This window comes from Pseudomonas sp. NY15435, assembly GCF_048068295.1.
Taxonomy (GTDB): Bacteria; Pseudomonadota; Gammaproteobacteria; order Pseudomonadales; family Pseudomonadaceae; genus Pseudomonas.
On sequence record NZ_JBLUQA010000009.1, the window covers coordinates 123944 to 146453 of the forward strand.

22 protein-coding genes are annotated in these 22510 nt (G+C 65.2%); 11 read left to right on the forward strand and 11 right to left on the reverse strand.

The genetic code is table 11. The features are described from left to right. Positions 1 to 192 precede the first annotated feature (192 nt). Positions 193 to 987: an alpha/beta fold hydrolase gene (locus ACNFH5_RS21375; RefSeq protein ID WP_416749397.1), complete on the reverse strand. Its 795-nt coding sequence runs from the start codon at positions 985 to 987 to the stop codon at positions 193 to 195. 110 nt (positions 988 to 1097) lie between these two features. On the opposite strand from ACNFH5_RS21375, the gene ACNFH5_RS21380 reads away from it, so the two are divergent. Both ACNFH5_RS21380 and ACNFH5_RS21385 read left to right on the forward strand, forming a co-directional pair. Further along, the gene (locus ACNFH5_RS21380) at positions 1098 to 2048 is read left to right on the forward strand and encodes a GlxA family transcriptional regulator (protein ID WP_416749399.1); all 951 of its coding nucleotides are present in this window, start codon (positions 1098 to 1100) and stop codon (positions 2046 to 2048) included. A 345-nt stretch (positions 2049 to 2393) separates the two neighbouring features. After that, entirely contained in the window at positions 2394 to 3098 is a 705-nt protein-coding gene (locus ACNFH5_RS21385; protein ID WP_416749401.1) for an MgtC/SapB family protein, read from the forward strand. 196 nt (positions 3099 to 3294) lie between these two features. Here the strand turns inward: ACNFH5_RS21385 and ACNFH5_RS21390 are convergent, their stop codons facing one another. From ACNFH5_RS21390 to ACNFH5_RS21400, 3 genes are all read right to left on the reverse strand, one after another. After that, on the reverse strand, positions 3295 to 4095 hold the full coding sequence (locus tag ACNFH5_RS21390) for a lytic transglycosylase domain-containing protein (RefSeq protein ID WP_416749403.1): 801 nt from the start codon (positions 4093 to 4095) through the stop codon (positions 3295 to 3297). 362 nt (positions 4096 to 4457) lie between these two features. After that, positions 4458 to 4817, reverse strand: a complete 360-nt coding sequence (locus ACNFH5_RS21395; protein ID WP_416749405.1) for a cupin domain-containing protein — start codon at positions 4815 to 4817, stop codon at positions 4458 to 4460. A gap of 11 nt (positions 4818 to 4828) precedes the next feature. Then, positions 4829 to 6214: an NAD(P)/FAD-dependent oxidoreductase gene (locus ACNFH5_RS21400; RefSeq protein WP_416749407.1), complete on the reverse strand. Its 1386-nt coding sequence runs from the start codon at positions 6212 to 6214 to the stop codon at positions 4829 to 4831. Between the two features lie 239 nt (positions 6215 to 6453). Between ACNFH5_RS21400 and ACNFH5_RS21405 the strand changes: the two genes are divergently transcribed. The 3 genes from ACNFH5_RS21405 to ACNFH5_RS21415 all read left to right on the forward strand — a co-directional run bounded on the left by ACNFH5_RS21405 (position 6454) and on the right by ACNFH5_RS21415 (position 11590). Then, the gene (locus tag ACNFH5_RS21405) at positions 6454 to 7194 is read left to right on the forward strand and encodes a helix-turn-helix domain-containing protein (protein WP_416749645.1); all 741 of its coding nucleotides are present in this window, start codon (positions 6454 to 6456) and stop codon (positions 7192 to 7194) included. Between the two features lie 204 nt (positions 7195 to 7398). Beyond that, positions 7399 to 8871 (forward strand): aldehyde dehydrogenase family protein, encoded by a 1473-nt coding sequence (locus ACNFH5_RS21410; RefSeq protein ID WP_416749410.1) that lies wholly within the window; start codon positions 7399 to 7401, stop codon positions 8869 to 8871. Positions 8872 to 9187: 316 nt separating this feature from the next. Beyond that, positions 9188 to 11590, forward strand: coding sequence for a TonB-dependent siderophore receptor (locus tag ACNFH5_RS21415; RefSeq protein ID WP_416749412.1), 2403 nt, complete (start codon positions 9188 to 9190; stop codon positions 11588 to 11590). Positions 11591 to 11866: 276 nt separating this feature from the next. Here the strand turns inward: ACNFH5_RS21415 and ACNFH5_RS21420 are convergent, their stop codons facing one another. From ACNFH5_RS21420 to ACNFH5_RS21430, 3 genes are all read right to left on the reverse strand, one after another. Continuing rightward, positions 11867 to 12379 carry a thioredoxin family protein gene (locus ACNFH5_RS21420; protein ID WP_416749414.1) on the reverse strand — a complete coding sequence of 171 codons (513 nt, stop codon included), beginning with the start codon at positions 12377 to 12379 and terminating at the stop codon, positions 11867 to 11869. 58 nt (positions 12380 to 12437) lie between these two features. Continuing rightward, positions 12438 to 12881 (reverse strand): nuclear transport factor 2 family protein, encoded by a 444-nt coding sequence (locus ACNFH5_RS21425; RefSeq protein ID WP_416749416.1) that lies wholly within the window; start codon positions 12879 to 12881, stop codon positions 12438 to 12440. A 109-nt stretch (positions 12882 to 12990) separates the two neighbouring features. Continuing rightward, a complete protein-coding gene (locus ACNFH5_RS21430) occupies positions 12991 to 13494 on the reverse strand; it encodes a GNAT family N-acetyltransferase (protein WP_045207254.1) in 504 nt (167 codons plus the stop codon). A gap of 143 nt (positions 13495 to 13637) precedes the next feature. On the opposite strand from ACNFH5_RS21430, the gene ACNFH5_RS21435 reads away from it, so the two are divergent. The 4 genes from ACNFH5_RS21435 (at position 13638) to ACNFH5_RS21450 (ending at position 15843) form a co-directional block, all read left to right on the forward strand. Beyond that, the gene (locus ACNFH5_RS21435; RefSeq protein ID WP_416749418.1) at positions 13638 to 14069 is read left to right on the forward strand and encodes an Rrf2 family transcriptional regulator; all 432 of its coding nucleotides are present in this window, start codon (positions 13638 to 13640) and stop codon (positions 14067 to 14069) included. A 116-nt stretch (positions 14070 to 14185) separates the two neighbouring features. Beyond that, complete coding sequence (locus tag ACNFH5_RS21440; protein WP_416749420.1) at positions 14186 to 14572, forward strand: DUF1360 domain-containing protein; 387 nt, start codon at positions 14186 to 14188, stop codon at positions 14570 to 14572. 16 nt (positions 14573 to 14588) lie between these two features. Beyond that, the gene (locus ACNFH5_RS21445) at positions 14589 to 15278 is read left to right on the forward strand and encodes a class I SAM-dependent methyltransferase (RefSeq protein ID WP_416749423.1); all 690 of its coding nucleotides are present in this window, start codon (positions 14589 to 14591) and stop codon (positions 15276 to 15278) included. 73 nt (positions 15279 to 15351) lie between these two features. Continuing rightward, the gene (locus ACNFH5_RS21450) at positions 15352 to 15843 is read left to right on the forward strand and encodes an HIT family protein (RefSeq protein WP_416749425.1); all 492 of its coding nucleotides are present in this window, start codon (positions 15352 to 15354) and stop codon (positions 15841 to 15843) included. Here ACNFH5_RS21450 and ACNFH5_RS21455 read toward each other — a convergent pair. Further along, positions 15814 to 16758 (reverse strand): LysR substrate-binding domain-containing protein, encoded by a 945-nt coding sequence (locus tag ACNFH5_RS21455; RefSeq protein ID WP_416749427.1) that lies wholly within the window; start codon positions 16756 to 16758, stop codon positions 15814 to 15816. The two genes, ACNFH5_RS21450 and ACNFH5_RS21455, sit on opposite strands and share 30 nt — an antisense overlap. A gap of 99 nt (positions 16759 to 16857) precedes the next feature. Between ACNFH5_RS21455 and ACNFH5_RS21460 the strand changes: the two genes are divergently transcribed. Beyond that, the gene (locus ACNFH5_RS21460; RefSeq protein WP_416749430.1) at positions 16858 to 17808 is read left to right on the forward strand and encodes a DMT family transporter; all 951 of its coding nucleotides are present in this window, start codon (positions 16858 to 16860) and stop codon (positions 17806 to 17808) included. 1 nt (position 17809) lies between these two features. Here the strand turns inward: ACNFH5_RS21460 and ACNFH5_RS21465 are convergent, their stop codons facing one another. After that, positions 17810 to 18508: an MOSC domain-containing protein gene (locus tag ACNFH5_RS21465; protein ID WP_416749432.1), complete on the reverse strand. Its 699-nt coding sequence runs from the start codon at positions 18506 to 18508 to the stop codon at positions 17810 to 17812. 132 nt (positions 18509 to 18640) lie between these two features. Here ACNFH5_RS21465 and ACNFH5_RS21470 point away from each other — a divergent pair, with 132 nt between their 5' ends. Further along, positions 18641 to 18880, forward strand: a complete 240-nt coding sequence (locus tag ACNFH5_RS21470; protein WP_416749434.1) for a cytoplasmic protein — start codon at positions 18641 to 18643, stop codon at positions 18878 to 18880. 104 nt (positions 18881 to 18984) lie between these two features. On the opposite strand, the gene ACNFH5_RS21475 is transcribed toward ACNFH5_RS21470, so the two are convergent. Continuing rightward, positions 18985 to 21711, reverse strand: coding sequence for a cation-transporting P-type ATPase (locus tag ACNFH5_RS21475; RefSeq protein ID WP_416749436.1), 2727 nt, complete (start codon positions 21709 to 21711; stop codon positions 18985 to 18987). Positions 21712 to 21876: 165 nt separating this feature from the next. After that, on the reverse strand, positions 21877 to 22449 hold the full coding sequence (locus tag ACNFH5_RS21480; RefSeq protein ID WP_416749438.1) for a helix-turn-helix transcriptional regulator: 573 nt from the start codon (positions 22447 to 22449) through the stop codon (positions 21877 to 21879). Positions 22450 to 22510 lie beyond the last annotated feature (61 nt).

Sequence of the window (22510 nt, forward strand, 5' to 3'; positions counted from 1 at the left end):
CCTGCGCAGCAGAATCAGCCTTGCCGTTGCTTGAGTTCAATCTGCGAACCCTGCAACGACGCCCTTCAGGCCGCCCCTGATTCAGTGAAAGAAGGCGAGGCGACTGCGCCTGGACGTTGTGACTGTACCTGGCGCAGTTAGATTCATTTTTCCAGCCGGACGGTAAACCCTGCAGCCCACGAATACCGGGGCCTAGGACAGATACCGCTGAAGGAACTCGGCCACCGCGAGCAACACCGCCGCCTGTTGCTCGCGGTGCGGAACGTGGCCGCAGTCGGGCAGCAGCCTGAGCATCGTCGGTACGCCGGGCACCGAGGTGAAGCGTCGCGGATGCGCGGCCGACCCGTACTCGTCCTGCTCGCCGTGCAGGCTGAGGATCGGACATTTCACCTGCGCCAGTTCGGCATCCAGATTCCAGTCGCTGAAGTCGTCGGACAACCAGGTGTCGACCCACGCGCGCAGCACCCAGAAGGCCTTGTCGCCGTGGTACTTCTGCAGGCGTTCCAACTGCCCCTCGCGGGCAAATTCCAGCTCCGCGGCACGGATACCGTCTCGGGTCCGGTGTTCGACGAAGGCCTGGGCCGACTCGGTGATCAGCGCGGCGCATGCCTGCGGATGCAGTGCCACGCACGCCACAGCCATGGCGCCGCCGACGCTGTGGCCGAACACCACGCAACGCTCGAAGCCGAAGTGCTGTTGCAGCAAGGGGAGGAAGGTACGTGCCTCATCGTCGATGAAGTTCAGGGGCAGGGCGCCGGGATAGCGATCCGAGCGACCGAAGCCGAGGCGATCGTAGGCGATTACCTGGCGACCGGTAGAGCGCGCGAGCTGTTCCGGGAAGTCGCGCCACAGCGTCACGCAGCCCAGTGAATCATGCAGCAGCAGGATCGGCTCGCCGGTGGTTTCGGCGGGCGTCCAGTCCTGGGCGAACAACTGGCCCTTTTCGCTGCTGATCCAGTGTTCCCGGGGGCTGACGGGCAACGACATGACGCTCTCCTGTGCTGACTCGCGGTGGGTTCGGTCATAGTATTCCGGCCAGGGGCCCGCGGCGATGTTCAGACGGGCGCATGCATAGTCCGATCGGGCCAGGGGAATGAATGAAGCAGGTAGCGATTCTGGCCTATGAGGGCTGCTGGGCGATGGGGCTGTTTTCCGCCGCGGACTTCTTCCGCATTGCGGCGTTGCTGGAGCAGCACCTGGGCGTCGAGCAGTCCTTCGCGGTGCGGCTGGTGTCTGTCGATGGCGCGCCGGTGTTGGCCGCGGGTGGCCACGTCATTACGGCGGAGTCTTCGCTGGCGGACGCCGGGGCGGCCTCGCTGATTGTCCTGCCGGCCATCGAGGGGCCGCGCCTGACCAGCTTCGTGCCCGATACACGAGTGCTGGAATGGTTGGGCGAGCGCATCGACGCCGGCGCGCGGGTGCTGGCGCTGACCACCGGCGCCGCATGGCTGGCGGCGAGTGGGCGCCTGGATGGCGGGCTGCTGGCCACACACTGGGCTTTCGTCCGGCAACTGGGCAAGCGCTATCCGGCGTGCCGCTTCGTGGCGCGGGAATCCTTCCTGGAGGAGGGCGGGTTGTACAGTACCGGTTCGCTCAACGGCTGTTTCGACGCCCTGCTGGACGTGCTCGCCCGCGACCGCGGCGACCGCTTTGCCCAACTCTGCGCCACCCACCTGCTGGTGGCGGACCCGCACCGTCTCGGTCCGATCCTGCCGGGCCATCGCAACCATTGCGACGACACCGTGCTGCGGGTGCAGGACTGGATCGAAAGCCACTACGCCGAACCGCTGACAATCGAGCGCATGGCGCGCCAGGCCGGCGTCAGCCAGCGGACCTTCAAGCGCCGCTTCAGCGAGGCGACCCGATTGCCGCCGAACCTGTACCTGCAGCAGGTGCGCATCGACAAGGCGAAGAAGCTGCTGCTGGCGACTTCGCTGTCGGTGCGCGAGATCGCCGCCGAGGTCGGCTACGAGAACGTCAGTTTCTTCGTTCGTCTGTTCAAGACGCGGGCCGGCACCACCCCGGCGCGCTGGCGCAGCGGCTCATAAGCATTCCTTAAGGCAAGCCTGGGATGATGACGACTCGCGGCCGGAGCTGTCCCGGGCAGTGCTCACACCGGGTCCGGTCGCTTTTTTTGAATCTACGAAGGAGTCCTGCCTTGGACACTTGCCCTGGTCGATTGCGACAGGTCTGAACAGCGAGCCGTCCGGCAGAACCCTGCCACTGTCTCGCTGCGTTGCGGACAGTGGCGATACGCATCCCGCCACGGGATGACGTCTCACCATTCCCCTGCGGGGCCAACCGGCCCTTCGCTCCCTCGCAATCCATCACCCGAATGCGCGCCGGCATCGCCCGGCGCATGGAGCGGCTGCGCGCCGCAAACGAGGTGAAACATGGATTGGAAAATCTTCCTGCTGCGGGTCGCCGCGGCACTCATCCTCGGCGCCCTGATCGGCGCCGAACGCCAGCTGCGCCAGCGCCTTACCGGCCTGCGCACCAACGCGCTGGTCAGCACTGGCGCTTGCCTGTTCGTGCTGATGACCCAGGCCATGCCGGGACTCTCGGCGGATGCGCCGCGCATCGCCGCCTACGTGGTCTCCGGCATCGGCTTCCTGGGTGGTGGCGTGATCATGCGTGATGGCCTGAACGTGCGCGGCCTGAACACCGCCGCCACACTCTGGTGTACCGCCGCCATCGGTGTGCTGTGCAGCATGGGGCTGTTGCTGGAGGCGGCGCTGGGCAGCGTGGTGGTGCTGTGCGCCAACATTCTGCTGCGTGACATTGCCCAGCGCATCAATCATCAGGACGTATTGCCGGCCAGCGAGGCGGAGCAGCGCTATGGGGTCGCCATCGTCTGCCGTGCAGAGGACGAAATCCAGGTGCGCAGCCTGATGCTGCACAGCCTGGACAGCAGCGAACTGCGCCTGCAATCACTGCACAGCGAGGACCAGGCCAACCCGGCGAAACTGGAAGTGCGCGCCGAGCTGCTCGGCGGCCACGGCGCCGCCGGCCAGCTGGAACGCATGGTCAGCCGCATCAGCCTGGAGAAAGGCGTCAGCTCGGTGCGCTGGCAGCTGTTCGAGCTGGCCAGCGACTGAGCTCTTTTGTAGGAGCGAGCTTGCTCGCGAGCCGCTTTGGCAGCGACGCCTGGGCTGTTCGCGAGCAAGCTCGCTCCTGCAGGGTTGGCTCCGTCGCATGACCTCGCGTAGGAGCGGACCCCGCCCGCGATGAGCCGGCATGGCCGGCATTGGTTGGGCGCGCGAACAGGCTCGCTCCTGCAGTGATGCGTACGGATCAGCGATTGTTGCGATAGCGCTCGGTCAGGGACTGCACGCGGGAGACATAGGTTTGCGTCTCCTCGTAGGGCGGTACGCCGTTGTACTTGTCCACGGTCATCTCGCCGGCGTTGTAGCCCGCCAACGCCAGGGTCTGGTTACCGTTGAAACGCTTGAGCAGCCACGCCAGATAGCGCACGCCACCGCGAATGTTCTGCCGCGCGTCGAACGGATCGTTGACGCTGAAGCGCTCGGCGGTCTCGGGCATCAACTGCATCAGCCCCTGGGCGCCGGCCAGGGAGATCGCGTCTGGGCGAAACGCCGATTCGGCATGAATCACCGCGCGCACCAGTGCCCTGTCGACTCCATAGGAGATCGATGCGGCTTCGATCTCCCGTCGATAGGATCGGGTGTCCAGGCGCAGCGAGGCGACCCTGAAATCCTTTGGCATCCGGCACAGGTAGCAGCCCTTGATGTAGTTCACCTCGATGATATCGACCCGCGCGGTAATCCCGACGGGGCGTCGGCTCACGTATTGCCGAACGCCCTTGTGGACGAAGGTGTACACCCGAATCCGCTCTGCGCCCGGAGTGTCGTTTCGCTCGAGTATGGGCGTGGCCTTCGATCGGGCGGCGGCACCTGTCTTGCCAGTCTGCTGGGTGCAGCGTGCGCCGCTGATGGCAGGGTTGGAACGGCTGACAGTGCCGTCGCGGGTCTGGCACTTGAACTGGGCGCTGGCGTAAAGCGGGGCGATCAGCAACGCCAGCCCGATGCAGCCAGGAAGACTCCTGCGAGTCCATCGCCATACCTTGGAACTCATCACACCGCTCCGCGCCACGGGCGCCGATCAGGTTTAAAGAACCTGATCCGTGCTGGGAAGAAACGCCAACAGGGGCCATCGCTGCAGGGTTGTTCCTGAGCGACCTGCCGTTTCGTTCCGGTAGTTATAGCGCTTGCCACTGAACCTGGAATTCGAGTTGACGTACGGCCTGCCGGCATCCCTGAACCTGGCGCAGGCTCCGGAAGCCGGCGCCGCCACATGCGCCTGCCTGAACTCGTGAGAAGGCAGGCATCGACGGCAGCTTGCCGGTTGGGCTGGTGGAGGACTCGTTCGCGAGCAAGCTCGCCCCTACAGGTCGGATGCAGGAGCGAATTTGCTCGCGAACCAGCGCAAAGCTGAACTCAGCCGAGAATGAAGTACACCTTGCGTACCGGCGTTAGGTTTTCCCAGGTGCCCTTGAAGCCTGCCGCGACCACGAAGGAATCCCCCGGCCCGAAGGTCTTGGCCACGCCGTCGGCGTCGGTCAGGCGCACAGTGCCCTCGAGGATGTGGCACAGCTCGTCGTAGTCGCACTCACAGCGTTCCAGGTGCACGCCGGCCTCCCAGATGCCTGCGATGGCGTTTTTCTCCGGCGCCGCGAAGTGCCGCCAGCTGCGGCTCTGGTAGGGCGCATCAACGATGGCCGGGTCGTTGATCTCGCGCTCCTGCGGGGCAAGTTCGGGGTTGGCGAAGTCGATGACGTGGCGAGGCAGGGTGGACATGAAGTTCTCCATCAGGAATCGAAACCGATGCCGAAGGCATCGAAGGTCTTGAGCAGCAGGTCGCGGCGTCCGGTGCGGTCTTCCTTGGCCAGCGAGCGCTGGGCCAGGCGTACGCCGAGGTAACGCAGCGGTTCGGGCGGGAAGGGGAAAGGCTTCTGCGAGGTCATGCGCAGCTCGGTGCGTTCGGTGCGTTCGCCGCTCAGTTGGTCAAGCATGTTCAGCGCGGCAAAGCGGCTGGCCGACACGCCCTGGCCGGTGAAGCCCAGTGCATAGGCAACCCGTCCGCCGAGCACGCAGCCGGTGAACAGTGTGGTGCGCGCGGATGTGTCGATGATGCCGCCCCAGGCATGGCTGAACTCCACCGGGCCGAGTTGGGGGAAGGCTTCGCGGAACTGTTCGGCCAGGCGCTGGAAGCTTTCCGGGCGCTGGGTCAGGGCTTCATCGCGGCGGCTGCCGAAGTGGTAGATGGCGTCGAAGCCGGCCCAGAGAATGCGGTTGTCGGCAGTCTTGCGCAGGTAGTGGAACTGGTTGCCGGCATCGGCAATGCCGTAGCGGTCGACCCAGCCGATGGCGCGCAGCTGATCATCGGTGAGCGGCTGGGTGACCAGGGAGTAGTCGTACACCGGGATCACGCTGGAATTCAGGTGGCCGAGCAGCGGCGCTGCGATGTTGGTCGCCAGGGCTATCTGCCCGGCCTCCAGTTCGCCACGGTCGCAGCGCAGCATCAGGCGGTCGCCGCGCTGGTGCAACTCGTGCACGGGAGTGTTCTCGTACAGCTCAACGCCTTGCTCCAGGCACACGCGACGCAGCTCGGCGGCCATCTTCGCCGGATTGAGCAGCGCATAGTTGGGCTCAAACACGCCGGCCTTGTACAGTGGCGAGTCCAGTTTCTGCGCCAGTTCCGCACCTTCGAGCCATTCGCAGTCAATGCCGAAACGCTGGTAGTTACGCTGCATGCCGCGCAGGCCATCGGCCTGCCAGGGCTGCATGGCGACGCTCAGCTTGCCGCATCGTTCGAACTCCACGCTCATGCCAAAGCGCTTCAGGTCCGCCTCGAACTCGTCGAGGTTCTGGCGCCCCAGGCGCACCAGGGTTTCGGCTTCTTCCGGCCAGCGGCGCAGGGCGTTGCCTACGCCGTGGGAAATACTCGGTGCGCAGAAGCCGCCGTTGCGCCCGCTGGCCTCACCGCCGCAGCGGCGCGCCTCGACCACCGCGATGCTCGCGCCGGGCCAGCGCTGGCGGGCGTGCAGGGCGGTCCAGAGACCGGTGAAACCGCCGCCGACCACTACCAGGTCGAAGCGGCGATCTGCTTCCAGCGCCGGTGCGGCGGGAGCGGGATCGAGGGTGTCGAGCCAGAAAGGGCGGGGAGTGGCGTGCGCAAGAAGGGCGGATGTCATCGGAAAACTCCGGCAGAATGTCGGAAGAAGGAGCGGTCTTCGGGCCGCGTCCGGGTTTTGTAATCGCTTCCGGGAGCCAGGCATACGGTCCGCCGCTTTTTGCGGGCACGCCCGGAGCAGGAGTAGCCGGCCTCGGCCGGCAGGGGAAAACAATGAGCGAAGAACAGGGCTGGAGTGCCACGCTCGAAGGCACGACCCATCAGCCCGACCCGGCCAGCGCCGCTACTCACGCCGTGGTCATGCGCTATCACCAGGCGTGGCGGCGCCATGACATCGAGGCGCTGATGGCGCTGTTCGACCCGCAAGTGGAGTACAACGACTTCTTCCAGGGGCGTCGGATTGTGCCGGGCGAGCTGCGCGAATACCTGCAGACCAGCATGCCCGCGGCGGGAGACGAGTCGCAGGTCTACACCGACCGTCTGCGGGTGGATGGCGACACGGCTTTCCTGCAGTACCAGGTGACCTTGCGCGGCACCCAGGGGCTGGTGTCGTTCCGCACCACTGAGGCCTACACCGTACGCAATGGTCGGATTATCCGGGTCAACGAGCACGCCGCGTTGGTCGGTCAGGCGCAAAAGCCTGCCAATGAGCCGCAACCGCGCATGGCCGATAGCCGCCTGGGGCTTTCCGCGCGGCAGCTGAGCCAGCTGGGCGGCGACATCCAGCAGTACTTCCAGCAGAACCGGCCATTCCTCAACCCCGACCTGGACATGCCCCAGGTGGCGGCGGCCACCGGCTACACGCGCAACCAGATTTCCTACTTTCTCAACCAGGTGCTGGGCCTGAGCTTCTACCAGTACCTGAACCAGTTGCGCCTGCGCCACCTGCTCGGCCAGCTGGACGGCGCCACCAGCGTCACGCGCATCGACGAACTGGCGCGGGCGGCCGGGTTCCGCTCGCTGTCGACCTTCTACCGCTGCTTCCGCGAGGAGACGGGGCTGTCGCCCAAGGCCTATCTGGAGCAGAAGGCCAGCCTGTAGGAGCGAGCTTGCTCGCGAACGGATCTTGCCCTCGGCTCCGCAACTGGGCGGTTCGCGAGCGAGCTCGCTCCTACAAGGCAGCCCCAGCAACGTTTCGGGGCCGCTCCGCGCGTGCCCGCATGCAGGGCGCCCGCGTTATCAATCCAGCGGCCATTTCCCTATGCTCGCCCCACAAGCATTCCAACAAACTCAGGAGACCTTCGCATGCGCGACCAGCTCTATATCGACGGCCAGTGGCAGGCACCCGCGAAAGGCGGGCGCTTCGAGGTGTATGAACCCTCCAGCGAAGCGGTGCTGACCGAAGTTGCCGCTGCCACCGGCGAGGACGTTGATCGCGCTGTGCAGTCCGCGCGCCGGGCTTTCGATGAAGGCGAGTGGGGCCGTAGCACGGGCAAGGAGCGCGCCGGTTACCTGCGCGCCATTGCCGACAACCTGCGAGGCCGCCGCGAGGACCTGGCGCGCCTGGAAGTCCAGGACAACGGCAAGCCGCTGCCCGAGGCGCAGTGGGACATCGACGACGCCATCGGCTGCTTCGACTATTACGCCGAGCTGGCTGAAGGGTTGAATGACGAAGGTGAAGTGGTCGCGCTGCCCGACGAGCGTTTTGCCTGCCGCGTGCTGCGCGAGCCGGTCGGTGTGGCCGGGCAGATCATCCCGTGGAACTACCCGCTGTTGATGGCCTCGTGGAAGGTCGCACCGGCGCTCGCCGCAGGCTGCACCGCCGTACTCAAGCCTTCGGAGCTGACGCCGCTGACCTCCCTGGAACTGGCTGCCGCCGCGGATGCGGTCGGCCTGCCGAAGGGCGTGCTCAACGTGGTAACCGGCCTGGGCCGCGATGCCGGCTCCCCGCTCTCGTCGCATCCGGGCGTGGACAAGCTGGCCTTCACCGGCAGCGTGCCGACCGGGCGCGCGATCATGCAGGCGGCGGCCCAGGACATCAAGAACGTCAGCCTGGAGCTGGGCGGCAAGTCGGCATTCATCGTCTTCGATGATGCGGATGTCGAGGCGGCCGTGGAATGGATTCTCTTTGGTATTTTCTGGAACCAGGGCCAGGTGTGCAGCGCCACCTCGCGCCTGCTGGTGCAGGACGGCCTGCACGACCGTCTGATCGAGCGCCTGGTGGAGGAGGCCCGTCGCATCACCATCGGCAACGGCCTGGAACCGGGCGTGCTGCTCGGCCCGCTGGTCAGCGCCGGGCAACACGCCAAGGTACTGCAGGCCATCGAAGCTGGCGTGCGTGATGGCGCCAGACTTGTCACCGGCGGCAAGCGCCCGGCACACCGCGAGAAGGGCTGGTTCGTCGAGCCGACGGTGTTCATCGACGCGCCGCTGGAAAGCGCCGTGTGGCGCGAGGAAATCTTCGGCCCGGTGCTCGCCGTGCGTCGCTTCAAGGACGAAGCCGAGGCACTGCGCCTGGCCAACGACAGCCAGTTCGGCTTGGCGGGGGCGGTGATGTCCGCCGACCCGGCGCGTTGCCAGCGAGTGAGCCGTGGCCTGCGCGCCGGCATCGTCTGGGTCAACTGCTCGCAACCGACCTTCACCCAGGCGCCGTGGGGCGGTTACAAGCAGAGCGGCATCGGCCGCGAACTGGGCGTGTGGGGCCTGGACAACTACCTGGAGACCAAGCAGGTCACTGAGTACCTCAGCGACCAGCCGTGGGGTTGGTACATCAAGTAATTCCAGGAGCGGAGGGCGTTTAGGTAGGAGCGGACTCACGATCGTTTCGCCGCGAAGGTCAGCGCACTGGGCGAAACCATCGCGGGAAGAGTCTGCTCCTACGCTGTATCCAACCACGGTGCGGCTTTTTGAAGGAGGCGTCGGCGTCGCGAAGGGTGGACTGGCAAGATTAAAGATACAAACAATTCGCATTTACAAAGAATTTACATCTGCATACACTTCGGCTCCCCGCCAGCGTTCCACCGCGCCGGCATTCGCCAACCCGAGTCATTGCGCCGACAGAGCGCAAACCTCGTACCGAAGGATCCTTCAGCAGATGAAAGATGTAGCCTCGGGCGCTCTCCTGCTCAGTCTCTCCACCTTTGCTCTCTCCGCGGTTGCCGCTCCCGTGGCCATCGACCTGCCCAAGCAGCCCCTGGCCGCGTCCCTGGAGCAACTGCAATCCGCCACCGGAATGCGGATTTCCTATGATCGTGCCCAGGTCGCCAAGGTTGGCGCGCCAGCACTCAAGGGCAGCATGGAGCCGAGTGAGGCACTCGATCGACTGTTGGCGGATAGCGGCCTGCAAGGCACGGTCAACGGCAACAATGCACAGGTCAGCGGCACCGCGCGCGGCGTATCGGGCAACGACAGCGTCGACCTGGGCGCCACCGAAATCGTCGGCGCCGCCAGCGTGGCGCCGGGTACTACCGAAGGCACCGGCTCCTACACCACGGGCGTGATGCAGACTTCCACCAAGCTGAACATGACCGTCCGCGAGACGCCGCAGTCGGTCAGCGTGGTCACCCGCCAGCAGATGGAAGACCAGAACATGCAGGACCTGGACGACGCGATCCGCGGCGTCACCGGCATGACCGTGCAACAGTACGGCCCGGCCCGCGTGAGCTACGCCGCGCGCGGCTTTGACGTCGACAACATCATGTACGACGGCCTGGCCACCAGCATCTCTACCTACACCCAGGACGTGATCTCCGCTGCCGATCTGGCGATGTTCGACCGCGTCGAAGTGGTGCGCGGCGCCACCGGCCTGATGCAGGGCGCGGGCAACCCGGCCGCCGCCGTCAACATGGTGCGCAAGCGTCCGACCCAGGACTTCCACATGAGCCTGGAAGGCAGCGCCGGCACCTGGGACCGCTATCGCAGCCAGGTTGATGTGTCCGGCCCGCTGAACAGCGAAGGTACCCTGCGCGGTCGCGCGGTGGCTGCCTATGAGACCCGTGACAGCTTCCAGGATGTGGTCAGCGGCGAGCGCGGTGTGCTCTACGGCATCACCGAAGCGGACCTGAACCCGGACACCACCCTGACCCTGGGTGCGTCCTACCAGAACGACAACAAGAACGACAACTGGGTGGGCCTGCCGGCGCCGCTCGGCGGTCGCCACCTGGACCTCAAGCGCTCCGACTACTACGGCGCCGACTGGTCCTACTGGGATACCACCACCACTCACCTGTTTGGCGACGTGGTGCACCGTTTCGACAACGGCTGGCAGATGAAGGTCGCCGCCGACAAGCTGTGGGCGCGCATCGAGATGCTGGGCCTGTACAACAGCTGCTACTACACCGAAGGCTGCCCGACCATGATCCAGGGGCCGGGCCAGTATTCCTACACCGACGACCACCAGAGCTACGACGCCTTCGCCAACGGGCCGTTCCAGGCCTTCGGCCGTGAGCACGAACTGGTATTCGGCGGCAGCTACCGCGAAGAGCGCTTCGATGGCCACGGCGGCTGGGGCGACCTGTACTACAAGGACGGCTCGCCGGTCACCCCGTTCGACCCGACCAAATGGGACCCGTCCTCGGTGGCCAAGCCGGACATCGACATGAACCTGTGGGGCATGAAGCTCGACCAGGAGCAGAAGGGCGCCTACGTCACCACCCGCCTGAACATCGCCGACCCGCTCAAGGTGATTCTCGGCGGCCGCCTGGACTGGTACGAAGCCGACCCGCACAACGAGACTGGCACCCAGAAGGTCACCCGCAACGTCACCCGTTACGCCGGCGTGGTCTATGACCTGAACGATGTGTATTCGGTCTATGCCAGCTACACCGACATCTTCAAGCCGCAGAGCAACTTCGACGCCAGCGGCAGTCTGCTCGACCCGATCACCGGCAAGAACTACGAGATTGGCCTGAAGGGTGAGCACTTCGGCGGCACGCTGAACACTCAGATCGCGCTGTTCCAGATCGACCAGGAAAACCGCGCCACCGACGACACCAGTGGCCCCTCGCCGTGCCCCAGTTCGCCGACCTCCATGTACTGCTCCCGTGCCTCGGGCAAGGTCCGTAGCCAGGGCGTGGACATGGAAGTGAGCGGCGCGCTGACCGAGAACTGGCAGGCCATGGTGGGTTACACCTACGTCGACGCCAAGTACAAGCACGACAGCAACGAGGATAACGTCGGCAAACCCTTCGACCCGACCAAGCCGCGCCACCTGTTCAAGCTCGCCACCAGCTACAACCTGCCGGGCGAACTGCACAAATGGCGTGTCGGGGGCAACCTCGTGACCCAGAGCCAGACCGAGGACACCAGCACCGGCTTCCAGCAGGGGGGCTACACGGTGACCAACGCCATGCTCGGCTACAAGGTCAACGAGAACATCGACACGCGGGTGAACTTCAACAACATCTTCGACAAGTACTATTACAGCGGCATCAGCTTCGGCAACCTGAACTACGGTGAGCCGCGCAACCTGATGTTCACGGTGAAGTACTCGATGTGATCCGCCTGGCCTGAACGATAAAAAGCCCCGCATCGCGGGGCTTTTTTGTTGTTTGTAGGAGCGAGCTTGCTCGCGAACAATCTGCCGGTGACTCCGGTATGGGGCGGTTCGCGAGCAAGCTCGCTCCTACAGGTTCAGCCCGTAGGGCGTATAACGCGCCAGCGTTATCCGCCGCGAAGTGCCGGCGGATAACCTGTTCCAGGTTATGCGCCCTGCGTATCTGACGTTGGGCGGTTCGCGAGCAGGCTCGCTCCTACAGGTTCACCACCTTGCGCCTCAGGCGCGGCCTTCGGCTCTCTCGAACAGATCGAGCAGATCGCCCAGCGTGCTCTCCAGATACTCGCCCGCACGGTAGGCGGGCTTGAGCGCATCACCACCCGCCACCACGTCCAGCGGCCGTTCGATGAAGCGGCCCACCGGCAGGAAGTCGCTGTCGAGCACCAGCACCACCGGAATCAGGATGCGATCCAGCTCCATGCGTTCGCGCAGGTCATCTTCGGCGCGCCCCTTGGTGATCACCGCCAGTTCCACGCGCGGTTGCAGGCGCTGCAGGTGGTCCATCACGGTGACGTTGATCTGGCAGTCCGGGCACCACATCTCGCCGGCGATCAGCAGGCGGTAGCGGCCCTGGATGGCCTCGATACGCTGCAGGGTGTTGGCGCTGACCGTGCCGGGCTTGGCCAGCAACTGCTGGACCTTGCGCACGCCGGCGATCTCGCCGGGCAGGCCGTGGGCGACGAAGGCGTCGAAGCCCTCGCCGATGGAAAAGAGTTCCTCATAGGAGGCCATGGGGATTTCCTTGAAACGGGTGATGGCTCATCCCAGCAGAAATCCCCGTGGCGGGCAATCAGCTCTTGGCGGTCTGCGCCTTGGCTGCCGCCAGGTAGGGCGCCAGGCGGCGGCCCATTTCCTCGCCCAGGGCCTGCAGGCCGCTGAGCGGGCGGACCATGACCTCGAATTCGATGATCTTGCCGCTCTCGTCGAAGCGGATCATGTCGATGCCCTTGAGGTCCTTGCCATTCACCGTCGCACTGAACTCCAGCACCACGTTCAGGCCATCGCCGGTGGCGAGCTCGCGGTGGTAGGTGAAGTTCTCGAACACCTGCAGCACGGTGTTGAGGATGGTCGAGACCACCGGCGCGCCGGGGTAGGGCGAGTGCGCCATGGGCGAGCGGAACACCGCGTTGGATGCCAGCAGTTGAGGCAGGTTGGACAGGTTCTTGGCGGCCACCATCTGGTGCCAGCTGGCCAGCGAAGCAGCGGCGTGGGGGTGCAGGTTCAGTGCGGTCACGGGAATACCTCCTGAGAGTTCTTGTTGTTCATTCAGGACGATACGGCCGGGCCGGCGGCTGGCTCAATGATCGGAAATGACAGAAGACTGATCCTGGCGTACAGCGCTTTCAGTGCGTTGCCGGGCTGATCAGGTAGCTCACCAGTTGCGGGTCGTCGCCCGGCTCGATGCTTTGCACCGGGCGTGGCAGATCGGCGAACACGGCCTTCCAGAAGGCCGCTGCCACCTCGTCCTGGGCATAGAAGCGCACCAGCCACGGACCGGGGTTGCCCAGCAGCACCTGGTTGGCCAGGGCGCGGCCAATCCCCATGCGACGGTACTTCTTCAGCACGAAAAGGTCCGACAGCTCCAGCGCGTCGATACCCGGCAGCTCGCTGCCCTCCACCAACAGGAAGCCGGCGATGAAGCCGTCGGCGAGGATCAGGTTGGCGCTCCACTCCGGCTCGCTCCAGTAGCGCGCCAGGTGCTCCTCGTGGATGTAGAAACGGCCGTCGACCTCCACGTCCTCATCTTCCCAGTCCGACGACTCGTAGGCGTAGTACTGGTAGAGGTTGCGGATCAGGTCCTGGTGTTCAGGGCCGGTCTGCACCAGCTGGATGGACAGATCGTTCATGGTCGGGAGGCTCGCGGCGAGGCGGAAGAGGGTGGATGACCGCCATTGTCGCCCATTCCCGCGGCAATGCCAGTGGCAGACGGGTTTGAACCGCGCCAGGGCGGGTGCGATGATGCAGCCGCATTCTTTTTCGAGACCCTGCCGTGCGAACCGACAGCCGCCTTTCGCGCATGCTCCACGTGCTGCTGCACATGGCCCGCGACGACCAGCCCGTGACCTCCGAGCGCATCGCCCAGATGCTCGGCACCAACCCGGCCGTGGTGCGGCGGACCATGGGCGGCCTGCGCGAGGCCGGCTACGTGCGCTCGGAGAAGGGGCACGGCGGTGGCTGGACGCTGGACTGCGATCTGGCCCAGGTGACGTTGCTGGACGTCTACCGCGCCGTGGGCAGCGAGCGCCTGTTCGCCATGGGCTTCGACAACGTGCACCCGGACTGCCTGGTGGAAAAGGTGGTCAACGCCGCACTGCAGGACGCCATGGAGCAGGCTACCGCCATCCTCCTGGAGCGACTGGGTGCCGTGTCCCTGGCCGATCTCGCCGAACGCTTCACCGCGCTCTACCCGAAAAACCACTGATGGTTGCTGGCTGAAATGCCGGTCGATGATCGGCGTTGGCCCTGCGTGTCAAATCAAGTTACTTTAAAAGTAACGAGAGATTCGAAGCCCCGACTCATCTTCACAGGAACCCTTCCATGATCGATCTCTTGAGCGCGCCGCTAGCCGGCGCGCTGTGGACCTGTCTTGCCCTGGCGATTGCCGCCTCCGCGCTGTCCATGACCGTCACCCAGACCGAACTCTTTGCGCCCCTGCGCGCGCTGGCCTGGAGAATCCATCCGCAGGTCGGCCATTTGTTCCAGTGCTTCTACTGCTTCAGCCACTGGGTGGTGATCGCCGGCACCCTGGTCTACCGTCCGGTAGTGATCGCCAGCGGCTGGGCGCCAGTCGACTGGCTGGTGGCGACCTTCTTCACCATCGCGCTGACGGCGATGTTCTGCGGGCTGCTATTCAAGGTGTTCCTCACCGCAATGGCCAAGGCCGTGAGCGAGCGGGAGCTGAAGAAGCTGTTAGCCAGCGAGTGACCGGAAAGGAATCTGCATGAAGCACTCCGAACTGATGGCCCCGTTCCACGACCCCGAGGCCGCCGCGCGCTACGCGGAAAACCCGCCGCGCTTCGTTCCCGGTCTGTTCGATCTGCACCGCATGGCGGCGATCCTGCTGGCCGAGCAGGCGCCGCACGACGGCCACCTGCTGGTGCTTGGCGCGGGCGGCGGCATGGAGCTTCGCGCCTTCGCCGAAGCCCAGCCGGCGTGGCGCTTCACCGGCGTCGATCCTTCCGCCGAGATGCTCGCGGTGGCGGCGCAGATGCTCGGGCCGAACGCCCGGCGAGTCGACCTGCTGCAGGGCTACATCGACGACGCAGCGCCGGGCCCCTTCGACGGTGGCGCCTGTCTGCTGACCCTGCATTTTCTGCCTGAATCGGAGCGCCTGCGCGTGCTGCGCGAGATCCACTCTCGGCTCAAGCCCGGCGCGGCCTTCGTCATGGCGCATTTGTGTGTACCGCAAGGCGCTGGTGAGCGGGCGCGCTGGCTGTCGCGCTACGCGGATTTCGCTGTCAGCGCGGGCATGGAACCGGCCACAGCGCAGCAGGCTCGCAGCGCTGTGGATACGCACCTGAACATCCTCACCCCCGAGCAGGACGAAGCGTTGCTCTGGGAGGCCGGTTTCAGCCGTATCGAAGTCTTCTACGTCGGCTTCGCCTTCCGCGGCTGGGTCGCGCTCGCCTGAGGGCTCGCTCAAGAGCGGTATCACCGGTTCAGTCTGCTAGGCTGGCGACCCGTTTTGCGCTGGACGCCAGTCGATGCAGATTCCTTCCTCCCACGTCATCCACCAGACCGAGCATTGGCTGCTCAATCACCATCTGGCGTCCGCCTTGCCGGGCTACCTGATGCTCGGGTCTCGGCAGCCGGTAGAGTCCCTGGCCGACCTGCCGGACGCCGCGCTCGCGGAAATGGGTGTGTTGATGGCGAAAGTCCAGTGCATCCTCGAAGAGGCCCTGCAACCCAAATGGCTGTACATCGGTCGTTTTGGGCATTCGCCGGGATTCCCCATCCACTTCCATTTCATCCCGGTGTACGCCTGGGTGGAGGAACTGTTCTGGGCTGACGAACGCTATCGCTCGTTGAGCCAGTTCGCCCATGTCGAAGATGCCGCCACCCAGACTGATGGCGCCGAGCTGAGCCTGTTCATCTGGCGCGAGTTCGGCGAAGCCCCCGTGCCGCCAGCGGTGCAGGGGCCATCGATCGAGCAGGTGGTCGAGTTGCTACGCGGTCGTTTTCTCCAGTCCCAGTGATCCCAGCAACCAGTCATGGAATAGCTGCGCGGCCGGTGACAGCTGGCGGTGGCGCAGGGACACGAGGTATTCGCCGCGCTCGGTGACCATGGCCAGGTCGGTCACCCGTTGCATCTCGCCATTGCTCACGGCTTCGTCGGCCATGAAACCCCAGGCCAGGCCGATGCCCATACCCTGCTGCACGGCGCGGTAGGCGAGGGTGAGCTGGTTGAACACCGGGTCGCTTTCCGCTGGCTGGTAGTCCTTGCCGAAGTGACCGAACCAGTCGTGCCAGTCCAGGCAGCTCCAGGCCGAGGTGTCCAGCTGTACCAGCGGGGCGGCGGCGAGTTGGTCGAGGGTGGTGATGCGGGAAGCGTCGAAATCCGGCCGGGCGACGGGGTAGACCACTTCCGGCAGCACGAAGCGGCTGTTCAGCGTGGTCCAGTCGCCGGTGCCGTAGAGGATGCCGAGGTCGAAATCCACCAGGCTGGCTTCGTCCATCTCATTGATCGCATGCACGTGCACGGCGATGCCGGGATGCGCCTTGTTGAACTCGATCAGCTTGGGAAACAGCCAGAACTGCGCCATCGCGTGGGTTGCCAGCACCGACACGGCGTTGCTCTGGTGCACGTTGCGGATGCGCCGCACGCTGTGTTGCAGGCGGTCCAGGAGCATGTCCACGGTAGTCAGCAGCTCCGCGCCAGCGGCAGTGAGGGTGACCCCGCGCGGCTTGCGCTCGAACAGCGGCACCTTGAGGCTGTCTTCCAGCGCGCGCATCTGTTTGCTCACCGCACTCTGGGTGAGAAACAGTTCGGTGGCAGCCTGGGTGAAGCTGCCATAGCGGCCCACGGCCTCGAAGGTGATGAGGGTTTCCAGAGGTGGCAGGGTGCGCAGGTAGCGGCTGATGGCGGCTCTCCGGTAAAAAGGCTGAGGCATTCCTGGCAGGAATGCCTTGGTGCGGATTTATCCTTGGTCAGAACCTACCACAACCGCTACCGTGGCGGCTCTTTTGGGGCTTTTCAGAGGTTGTGGGAAATGAAACGCGGGGTGGTCTACGCAGGCATGGCAGGGGCAATCTGGGGCGGGGTGATTCTCGCTCCGTCGCTGGTGCCGGAGTTCAACCCGCTGCTGATCAGTTCCGTACGTTTCGCGCTGTATGGGGCCATCTCGCTGCTGATCGCCTTGCCGGTGGCCCTCGGCCTGCTGCGCCGGGTCAGCCGCGAGGACCTGTCGATGCTGATTCGCCTGTCCCTGGCCGGCAACCTGCTGTACTTCGCATTGCTCTCGGCGGCGGTGCAGTTCGCCGGGGTGGCGGCGGCCTCGCTGATCAACGGCATCATGCCGCTGGCGATCAGCTACCGCAGCCGTTCGGAGCAGGACTCGCTGCCGCTGTCGCGGATGAAGATGCCGCTGGCGCTGGTCGCGCTGGGCATCCTCTGTATCAATCTCGATCCGTCGGCGCTGATGGCCGCCGGCAGTACGCCGGGCGAGCGCATCCTCGGCATCGTCTGCGGCTTCTCCGCGGTAGTCTGCTGGTCCTGGTACGCCACGGCCAATGCGCGCTACCTGAAGGCAAGCCATTTCAACAGCCACGAGTGGTCGACCCTGATCGGCGTAGTCACCGGCGTGATGGCTGTGGTACTGGCTGGCGTCGGTATGCTGATCGCGCCGCAGGCGGTCCCGACGGGGATTTCGTCGGAGCGCTGGATGGTATTCCTCTGGGTGTCGCTGTTCCTCGCCGTGTTCGGCTCCTGGGTCGCCAACGGCCTGTGGAACGCTGCGACGCGCCGCCTGCCGATGAGTCTCGGTGGCCAGCTGATCGTCTTCGAAACGCTGTTCGCCTGCGCCTATGCCTATATCAACGAGCAGCGGTTGCCCGGCCCGGTGGAAGCGCTAGCCATTGTCCTGCTGACCGGTGGCGTGCTCTGGGCTATTGGCCTGCACCGTGCGCCGGCAGAGGTCCCGGCGCGCGCGGTGGAGTCCTGAGTCAGGCCTTCGGGCTGCCTTGCAGACGCGGGCTCCAGTCTTCCACTGCGCCGCTCTCCAGGCGCCGCGACAGCGTGCGGCGCCAGTTTGGCGGCAGCGGCAGTTCCAGGCATTCGCGCAGGATATCGGCGTCCATGCGCTTGTCGAACAACACGGCGCAGAGCCGTTGCAGCGTCCACGCGGCATGGGGCCGCTCGACCAGTTCCAGTATCGCCCCGGCGGCCACCGTACCTTCTTCCAGCACGCGGTAATACCAGCCAGTGCGCCCGGATTCCTGCACTCGCAGGGCCATCTGAGCGACGTCGAAGCGGTCGTTGAGCTTCCAGCAGGGCATGCGCCCCTGGGATACCTCCAGCAAGGCCGTGCCGGCGCGGATGCGGTCGCCCAGGCAAAGGTTGGCTTCCGTCCAGCCGGTGGTGCTGAAGTTCTCGCCGAAGGCGCCGGGCTCGCGGAGCAGCGGGTGTTCGCCCAACTCGGTGGCCCAAGCCGCGTAGTGCTCACGGGGGTAATGGTGGATGGCTTTCTCCACGCCGCCGTGCACGCGCAAGTCGCCTTGCTCGTCGCTTTCCAGGCCCAGCGTCGTCACCGCCAGGGTGACCTGGCGAGGCTGCTTGGCGATGGCGCTGCGCGAACCGGGGCGAGTGAAAGGCACCGCGTGGCCAGTGAGGAGGGAGTCGAGGGAAATGGCGGGCAGGCTCATGACAGATTCTCGTACTTGAAAATGGTATCGACCAAAAACTATATGGACAAAATCCGTCATAACGGTAGGCTGTGTCAATGTTTCGATTCGACACCAAGGCTTCCTTGTCCCGTTCCCCAGTGAGTGCCTTCCATGCAGAAGTACCGCCTGATCATCCAGCGCCATGGCCAGTTGCTCGGCCATTTCGATTCCGATCTGCCCTGGGCGAAGGAGGCCGTGGCCAGCATCGCCTGTTGCCTGGGAGAGCTGGGTTACGGCCTGGAGCTGATGGTGGCCGACAGTGAGCGTCGCCTGCTGGAGAGTTCTCCCACAGGCATCAAGGTGCTGGCCAGCGAGCCGCTGTTTCGACCGCTGGCGCTGAGCGACCTGTAGGAGCGAGCTTGCTCGCGAACTTTTCGGCACAAACAACGAGCCCCTCCGGCGAGGGAGGGGCTTTGGGGTTGTTCGCGAGCAAGCTCGCTCCTACGAAAAGCGCATCAACTGCGCGAGGCTTTCCAGCGGCGGATCACCAGCTTCTCCAGCTCCACTGCGAAGAACACTGCGATGCCGATGCCGAGCGAGATCAGCCAGCCGCTGAAGGGCAGGGCGACGGTGTGGAAGGCGGTCTGCATGAAGGGCACGTAGATCACGAAGCACTGCAGCAGGATCAGCGCCAGGGTCACGGTGAGCAGCGCGCCGTTACGCAGCAGCGCCATGTTCAGCGAGAACTCTTCCTGCAGCCGGCAGTTGAACAGGTAGGCCCACTGTGCGGTGACCAGGGTGTGCAGGATCATGGTGCGGATGTGGTCGGTGTCCTGGCCGTTGCTGACCATCCAGGCTTCCAGCAGGAAGGCCGCTGCGGTGAGCAGGCCGCCCACGTAGAGCACCCGCCAGACGGCGAAGCCGTTGAGAATCGACTCCTTCGCGTTGCGCGGCGGCCGGCGCATCATCCCCGGCTCGCCAGGCTCGAAGGCCAGGGCGAAGGACAGGGTGGTGGAGGTCGCCATGTTCATCCAGAGGATCTGCAGCGGCGCCAGCGGAATCACCGCGCCGGCGAGGATCGCCATGACGATCAGCAGGCCCTGGGCCATGTTGGTCGGCAGGATGAACAGCACGGTCTTCTTCAGGTTGTCGTAGACCCGGCGGCCCTCGCGCACGGCGCCGGCAATGGTGGAGAAGTTGTCGTCGGTGAGCACCATGTCGGCGGCTTCCTTGGTCACCTCGGTGCCCTTGATGCCCATGGCGATGCCGACATCGGCCTGTTTCAGCGCTGGCGCGTCGTTGACCCCGTCGCCGGTCATGCCGACCACTTCCTCGTTGGCCTGCAGCGCGCGCACCAGGCGCAGCTTGTGCTCGGGGCTGGTGCGGGCGAATACCGAGTACTGCATGGCGAGGGATTTCAGCTGGGTGTCGTCGGCCTGCTCCAGTTCCTGGCCGGTCATGGCGCGCAGGTCGTTGCCCATGCCGAGCATGCCGGCGATGGCGACGGCGGTGTCCGGATGGTCGCCGGTGATCATCTTCACCTGGATGCCGGCGCGCTTGCACAGCGCGATGGCCTCGATGGCCTCGGGACGCGGCGGGTCGAGCAGGCCGGCGACGCCGAGGAAGATCATGCCGTCCTGCACATCCTCATGGTCGATCACGCCGTCATCGGGCTGTACCGGCTTGTAGGCGGCGGCGAGCATGCGCAGGCCTTGCCCGGCGATGAAGCTCATCTCGCGCTCCCAGTACTCGCGGTCCAGCGGCTCCACGCCGTTGGCGCCGAGTTGCTGTTGGCACATGCGCAGCAGCACGTCGGGCGCGCCCTTAAGGTAGATCAGGTTCTGCCCGGCGACATCGCAGCGCCGCGCCATGTACTTGTAGGCGGAGTCGAAGGGGATCTTGCCGAACTTGTGGAACTCGATCTCCGGCAGGTCCGCCTTGCGCGCCAGCACTTTCAGCGCGCCCTCGGTCGGGCCGCCGACCACGCCCCAGCGGCCTTCGTCACCCTGTTGCAGGCTGCTGTCGTTGCAGATGTCCACCGCGCGGATGAAGGCTTGCAGCGCAGCGTGTTGCGACCAGTCCAGTTCATCGCTGGTGCTGCCGAAGGTGATGCGGCCCTTGGGCTCGTAGCTCTGGCCCTCCACTGCATAGATGCCGTTGGCGAGCAGCACGTTCTTCACGGTCATCTCGTTCATGGTCAGGGTGCCGGTCTTGTCCGAGCAGATCACGCTCATGGCGCCCAGGGTTTCCACGGTCGGCAGCTTGCGGATGATCGCCTTGTTCTGCGCCATGCGCTGCACGCCCAGGGACAGGATGATCGAGACGATGGCCGGCAGGCCCTCGGGCACCGAGGCCACGGCCAGGCTGATCAGCGACAGCAGCAGCTCGCCGAAGGGGTAGTCGTGCCAGAAGAAGCCGATGATGAACAGCGCCACCATCATGCCGATGATCAGCTGGAAGATGCGTTTGCCCAGCTCGGCGATCTGCCGCAGCAACGGGGTTTCGCTTTCGTCGACGTTGGCGATCAGCTTGTTGATGCGGCCCAGTTCGGTATTGCCGCCGGTCTCGATTACCACGCCACGGGCGTTGCCGGCGCTGACGTTGGTGCCGGAGAAGCCGAGGTTGGTGCGGTCGGCCAGCAGCGCTTCCTTGTCCAGTGCGTCGGCGTGCTTGCCGACGGTGAGCGACTCACCGGTGAGCATGGACTCTTCGACCTGCAGGTGGTGCACGTCGAACAGGCGCACGTCGGCGGGAATCTTGTCGCCAGGGCGCAGGATGACGATGTCGCCGGGTACCAGCTGGCTGGCGTCCAGTTCGATCTTCTTGCCGTTGCGCACCACGTGGGCGGTGCTGCTGAGCATGCCGCGCAGGGCCGCAAGGGATTTCTCCGCCTTGTTCTCCTGGAAGAAGCCGATGCCTGCGTTGATCACCGCCACCAGCAGGATGACGATGGTGTCGGTCCAGTGCCCCATCAGCGCGGTGGCGACCGCAGCGGCCAGGAGGATGTAGATCAGCACGTCGTTGAAGTGCCGGGCGAAGCGCAACCAGAGCGGGTCGATCTCCTTGGCCGGCAGTGCGTTGGGACCGACGCGCAGTAGTCGCGCCTCGGCGTCGTCGGGGGAGAGGCCTTCCGCGCTGGTCTGCAGATCGGCCATGGTCTGGTCGACGCTCTTGCGGTACCAGCCGGTGCTTTTCGGTTCGGTGCTTTGCGGTTTGCCGTCAGTGGTTTGCTGTGCAGTCATGCTTCGACTCCCGGCTCCTGCCAAGTGGGAAAGGTGATTAACTGCAGGGAAGCGTAGCTGTAGGAAATTGCTGTAGGACTGTCATATCTCAAGGTTCGACCGATCCTGGCTGAACCTTTCCTGAACGAAGCTGAATCGCGGGTTGCCGCTGCAGGTACAACCCGTTCACGCCGGTGGGATGTGTAGGAGCGGTGGCTCCAGTTCCCGTGTTCCGCCCACCCGGCTGGCCTGCCGCCAGCGGTTCGGCGTGCAGCCCACCAGCTTGCGGAAGCTGCGGCAGAAGTGGGACTGATCGGCGAAGCCACATTCCTGGCTGACCTGGGAGATCGGCGCGTCGCCGCTGGCCAGCAGCTCGCGGGCGCGGTCGATGCGCAGGCGCAGCGCCCATTCCCGTGGCGCAAACCCGGTGGCCTGCTTGAATGCGCGGGAAAAATGGCTGCGCGACATGCCGCATTGCTCGGCGACATCGGCGATATACAGACGGCTGAGCAGGCTGCCGGCGAGGATGTCCTTGGCCTTGCGTTCCTGCCAGGGGGCGAGGGCGAGGCGTTCGCAGGCATCCGGTCCGTCATTGCAGGGCTCGGGCATCCGGTAGTGTTCCAGCAAGTGCTGGCAAAGGCGCTGGCTGGCCTGGTGGAGGCCGTCGCCCTGGCTTTCCAGCTCCTCCATGAGCTGCTGGACCAGGCGGTGGGTCTGGGGGGCGAGCATGGTCGCTACCTGGTGGGCAGGTGCGGGCATGGCGTCTCTCTTCTGGTTTTTATCGGCGGCTGAAATGCCGCTCCGGAATGTAAAAAATTCA

Excerpts from the sequence above, each read along its gene's own strand:
- ACNFH5_RS21445 (WP_416749423.1), top strand. The coding sequence starts at position 14,589 with ATGAAGCACTCCGAACTGATGGCCCCGTTCCACGACCCCGAGGCCGCC.
- ACNFH5_RS21395 (WP_416749405.1), bottom strand. The coding sequence starts at position 4,817 with ATGTCCACCCTGCCTCGCCACGTCATCGACTTCGCCAACCCCGAACTT.
- ACNFH5_RS21440 (WP_416749420.1), top strand. The coding sequence starts at position 14,186 with ATGATCGATCTCTTGAGCGCGCCGCTAGCCGGCGCGCTGTGGACCTGT.
- ACNFH5_RS21400 (WP_416749407.1), bottom strand. The coding sequence starts at position 6,214 with ATGACATCCGCCCTTCTTGCGCACGCCACTCCCCGCCCTTTCTGGCTC.
- ACNFH5_RS21415 (WP_416749412.1), top strand. The coding sequence starts at position 9,188 with ATGAAAGATGTAGCCTCGGGCGCTCTCCTGCTCAGTCTCTCCACCTTT.
- ACNFH5_RS21475 (WP_416749436.1), bottom strand. The coding sequence starts at position 21,711 with ATGACTGCACAGCAAACCACTGACGGCAAACCGCAAAGCACCGAACCG.
- ACNFH5_RS21390 (WP_416749403.1), bottom strand. The coding sequence starts at position 4,095 with ATGAGTTCCAAGGTATGGCGATGGACTCGCAGGAGTCTTCCTGGCTGC.
- ACNFH5_RS21430 (WP_045207254.1), bottom strand. The coding sequence starts at position 13,494 with ATGAACGATCTGTCCATCCAGCTGGTGCAGACCGGCCCTGAACACCAG.
- ACNFH5_RS21380 (WP_416749399.1), top strand. The coding sequence starts at position 1,098 with ATGAAGCAGGTAGCGATTCTGGCCTATGAGGGCTGCTGGGCGATGGGG.
- ACNFH5_RS21375 (WP_416749397.1), bottom strand. The coding sequence starts at position 987 with ATGTCGTTGCCCGTCAGCCCCCGGGAACACTGGATCAGCAGCGAAAAG.
- ACNFH5_RS21410 (WP_416749410.1), top strand. The coding sequence starts at position 7,399 with ATGCGCGACCAGCTCTATATCGACGGCCAGTGGCAGGCACCCGCGAAA.
- ACNFH5_RS21385 (WP_416749401.1), top strand. The coding sequence starts at position 2,394 with ATGGATTGGAAAATCTTCCTGCTGCGGGTCGCCGCGGCACTCATCCTC.
- ACNFH5_RS21465 (WP_416749432.1), bottom strand. The coding sequence starts at position 18,508 with ATGAGCCTGCCCGCCATTTCCCTCGACTCCCTCCTCACTGGCCACGCG.
- ACNFH5_RS21460 (WP_416749430.1), top strand. The coding sequence starts at position 16,858 with ATGAAACGCGGGGTGGTCTACGCAGGCATGGCAGGGGCAATCTGGGGC.
- ACNFH5_RS21455 (WP_416749427.1), bottom strand. The coding sequence starts at position 16,758 with ATGCCTCAGCCTTTTTACCGGAGAGCCGCCATCAGCCGCTACCTGCGC.
- ACNFH5_RS21405 (WP_416749645.1), top strand. The coding sequence starts at position 6,454 with ATGCGCTATCACCAGGCGTGGCGGCGCCATGACATCGAGGCGCTGATG.
- ACNFH5_RS21470 (WP_416749434.1), top strand. The coding sequence starts at position 18,641 with ATGCAGAAGTACCGCCTGATCATCCAGCGCCATGGCCAGTTGCTCGGC.
- ACNFH5_RS21450 (WP_416749425.1), top strand. The coding sequence starts at position 15,352 with ATGCAGATTCCTTCCTCCCACGTCATCCACCAGACCGAGCATTGGCTG.
- ACNFH5_RS21420 (WP_416749414.1), bottom strand. The coding sequence starts at position 12,379 with ATGGCCTCCTATGAGGAACTCTTTTCCATCGGCGAGGGCTTCGACGCC.
- ACNFH5_RS21480 (WP_416749438.1), bottom strand. The coding sequence starts at position 22,449 with ATGCCCGCACCTGCCCACCAGGTAGCGACCATGCTCGCCCCCCAGACC.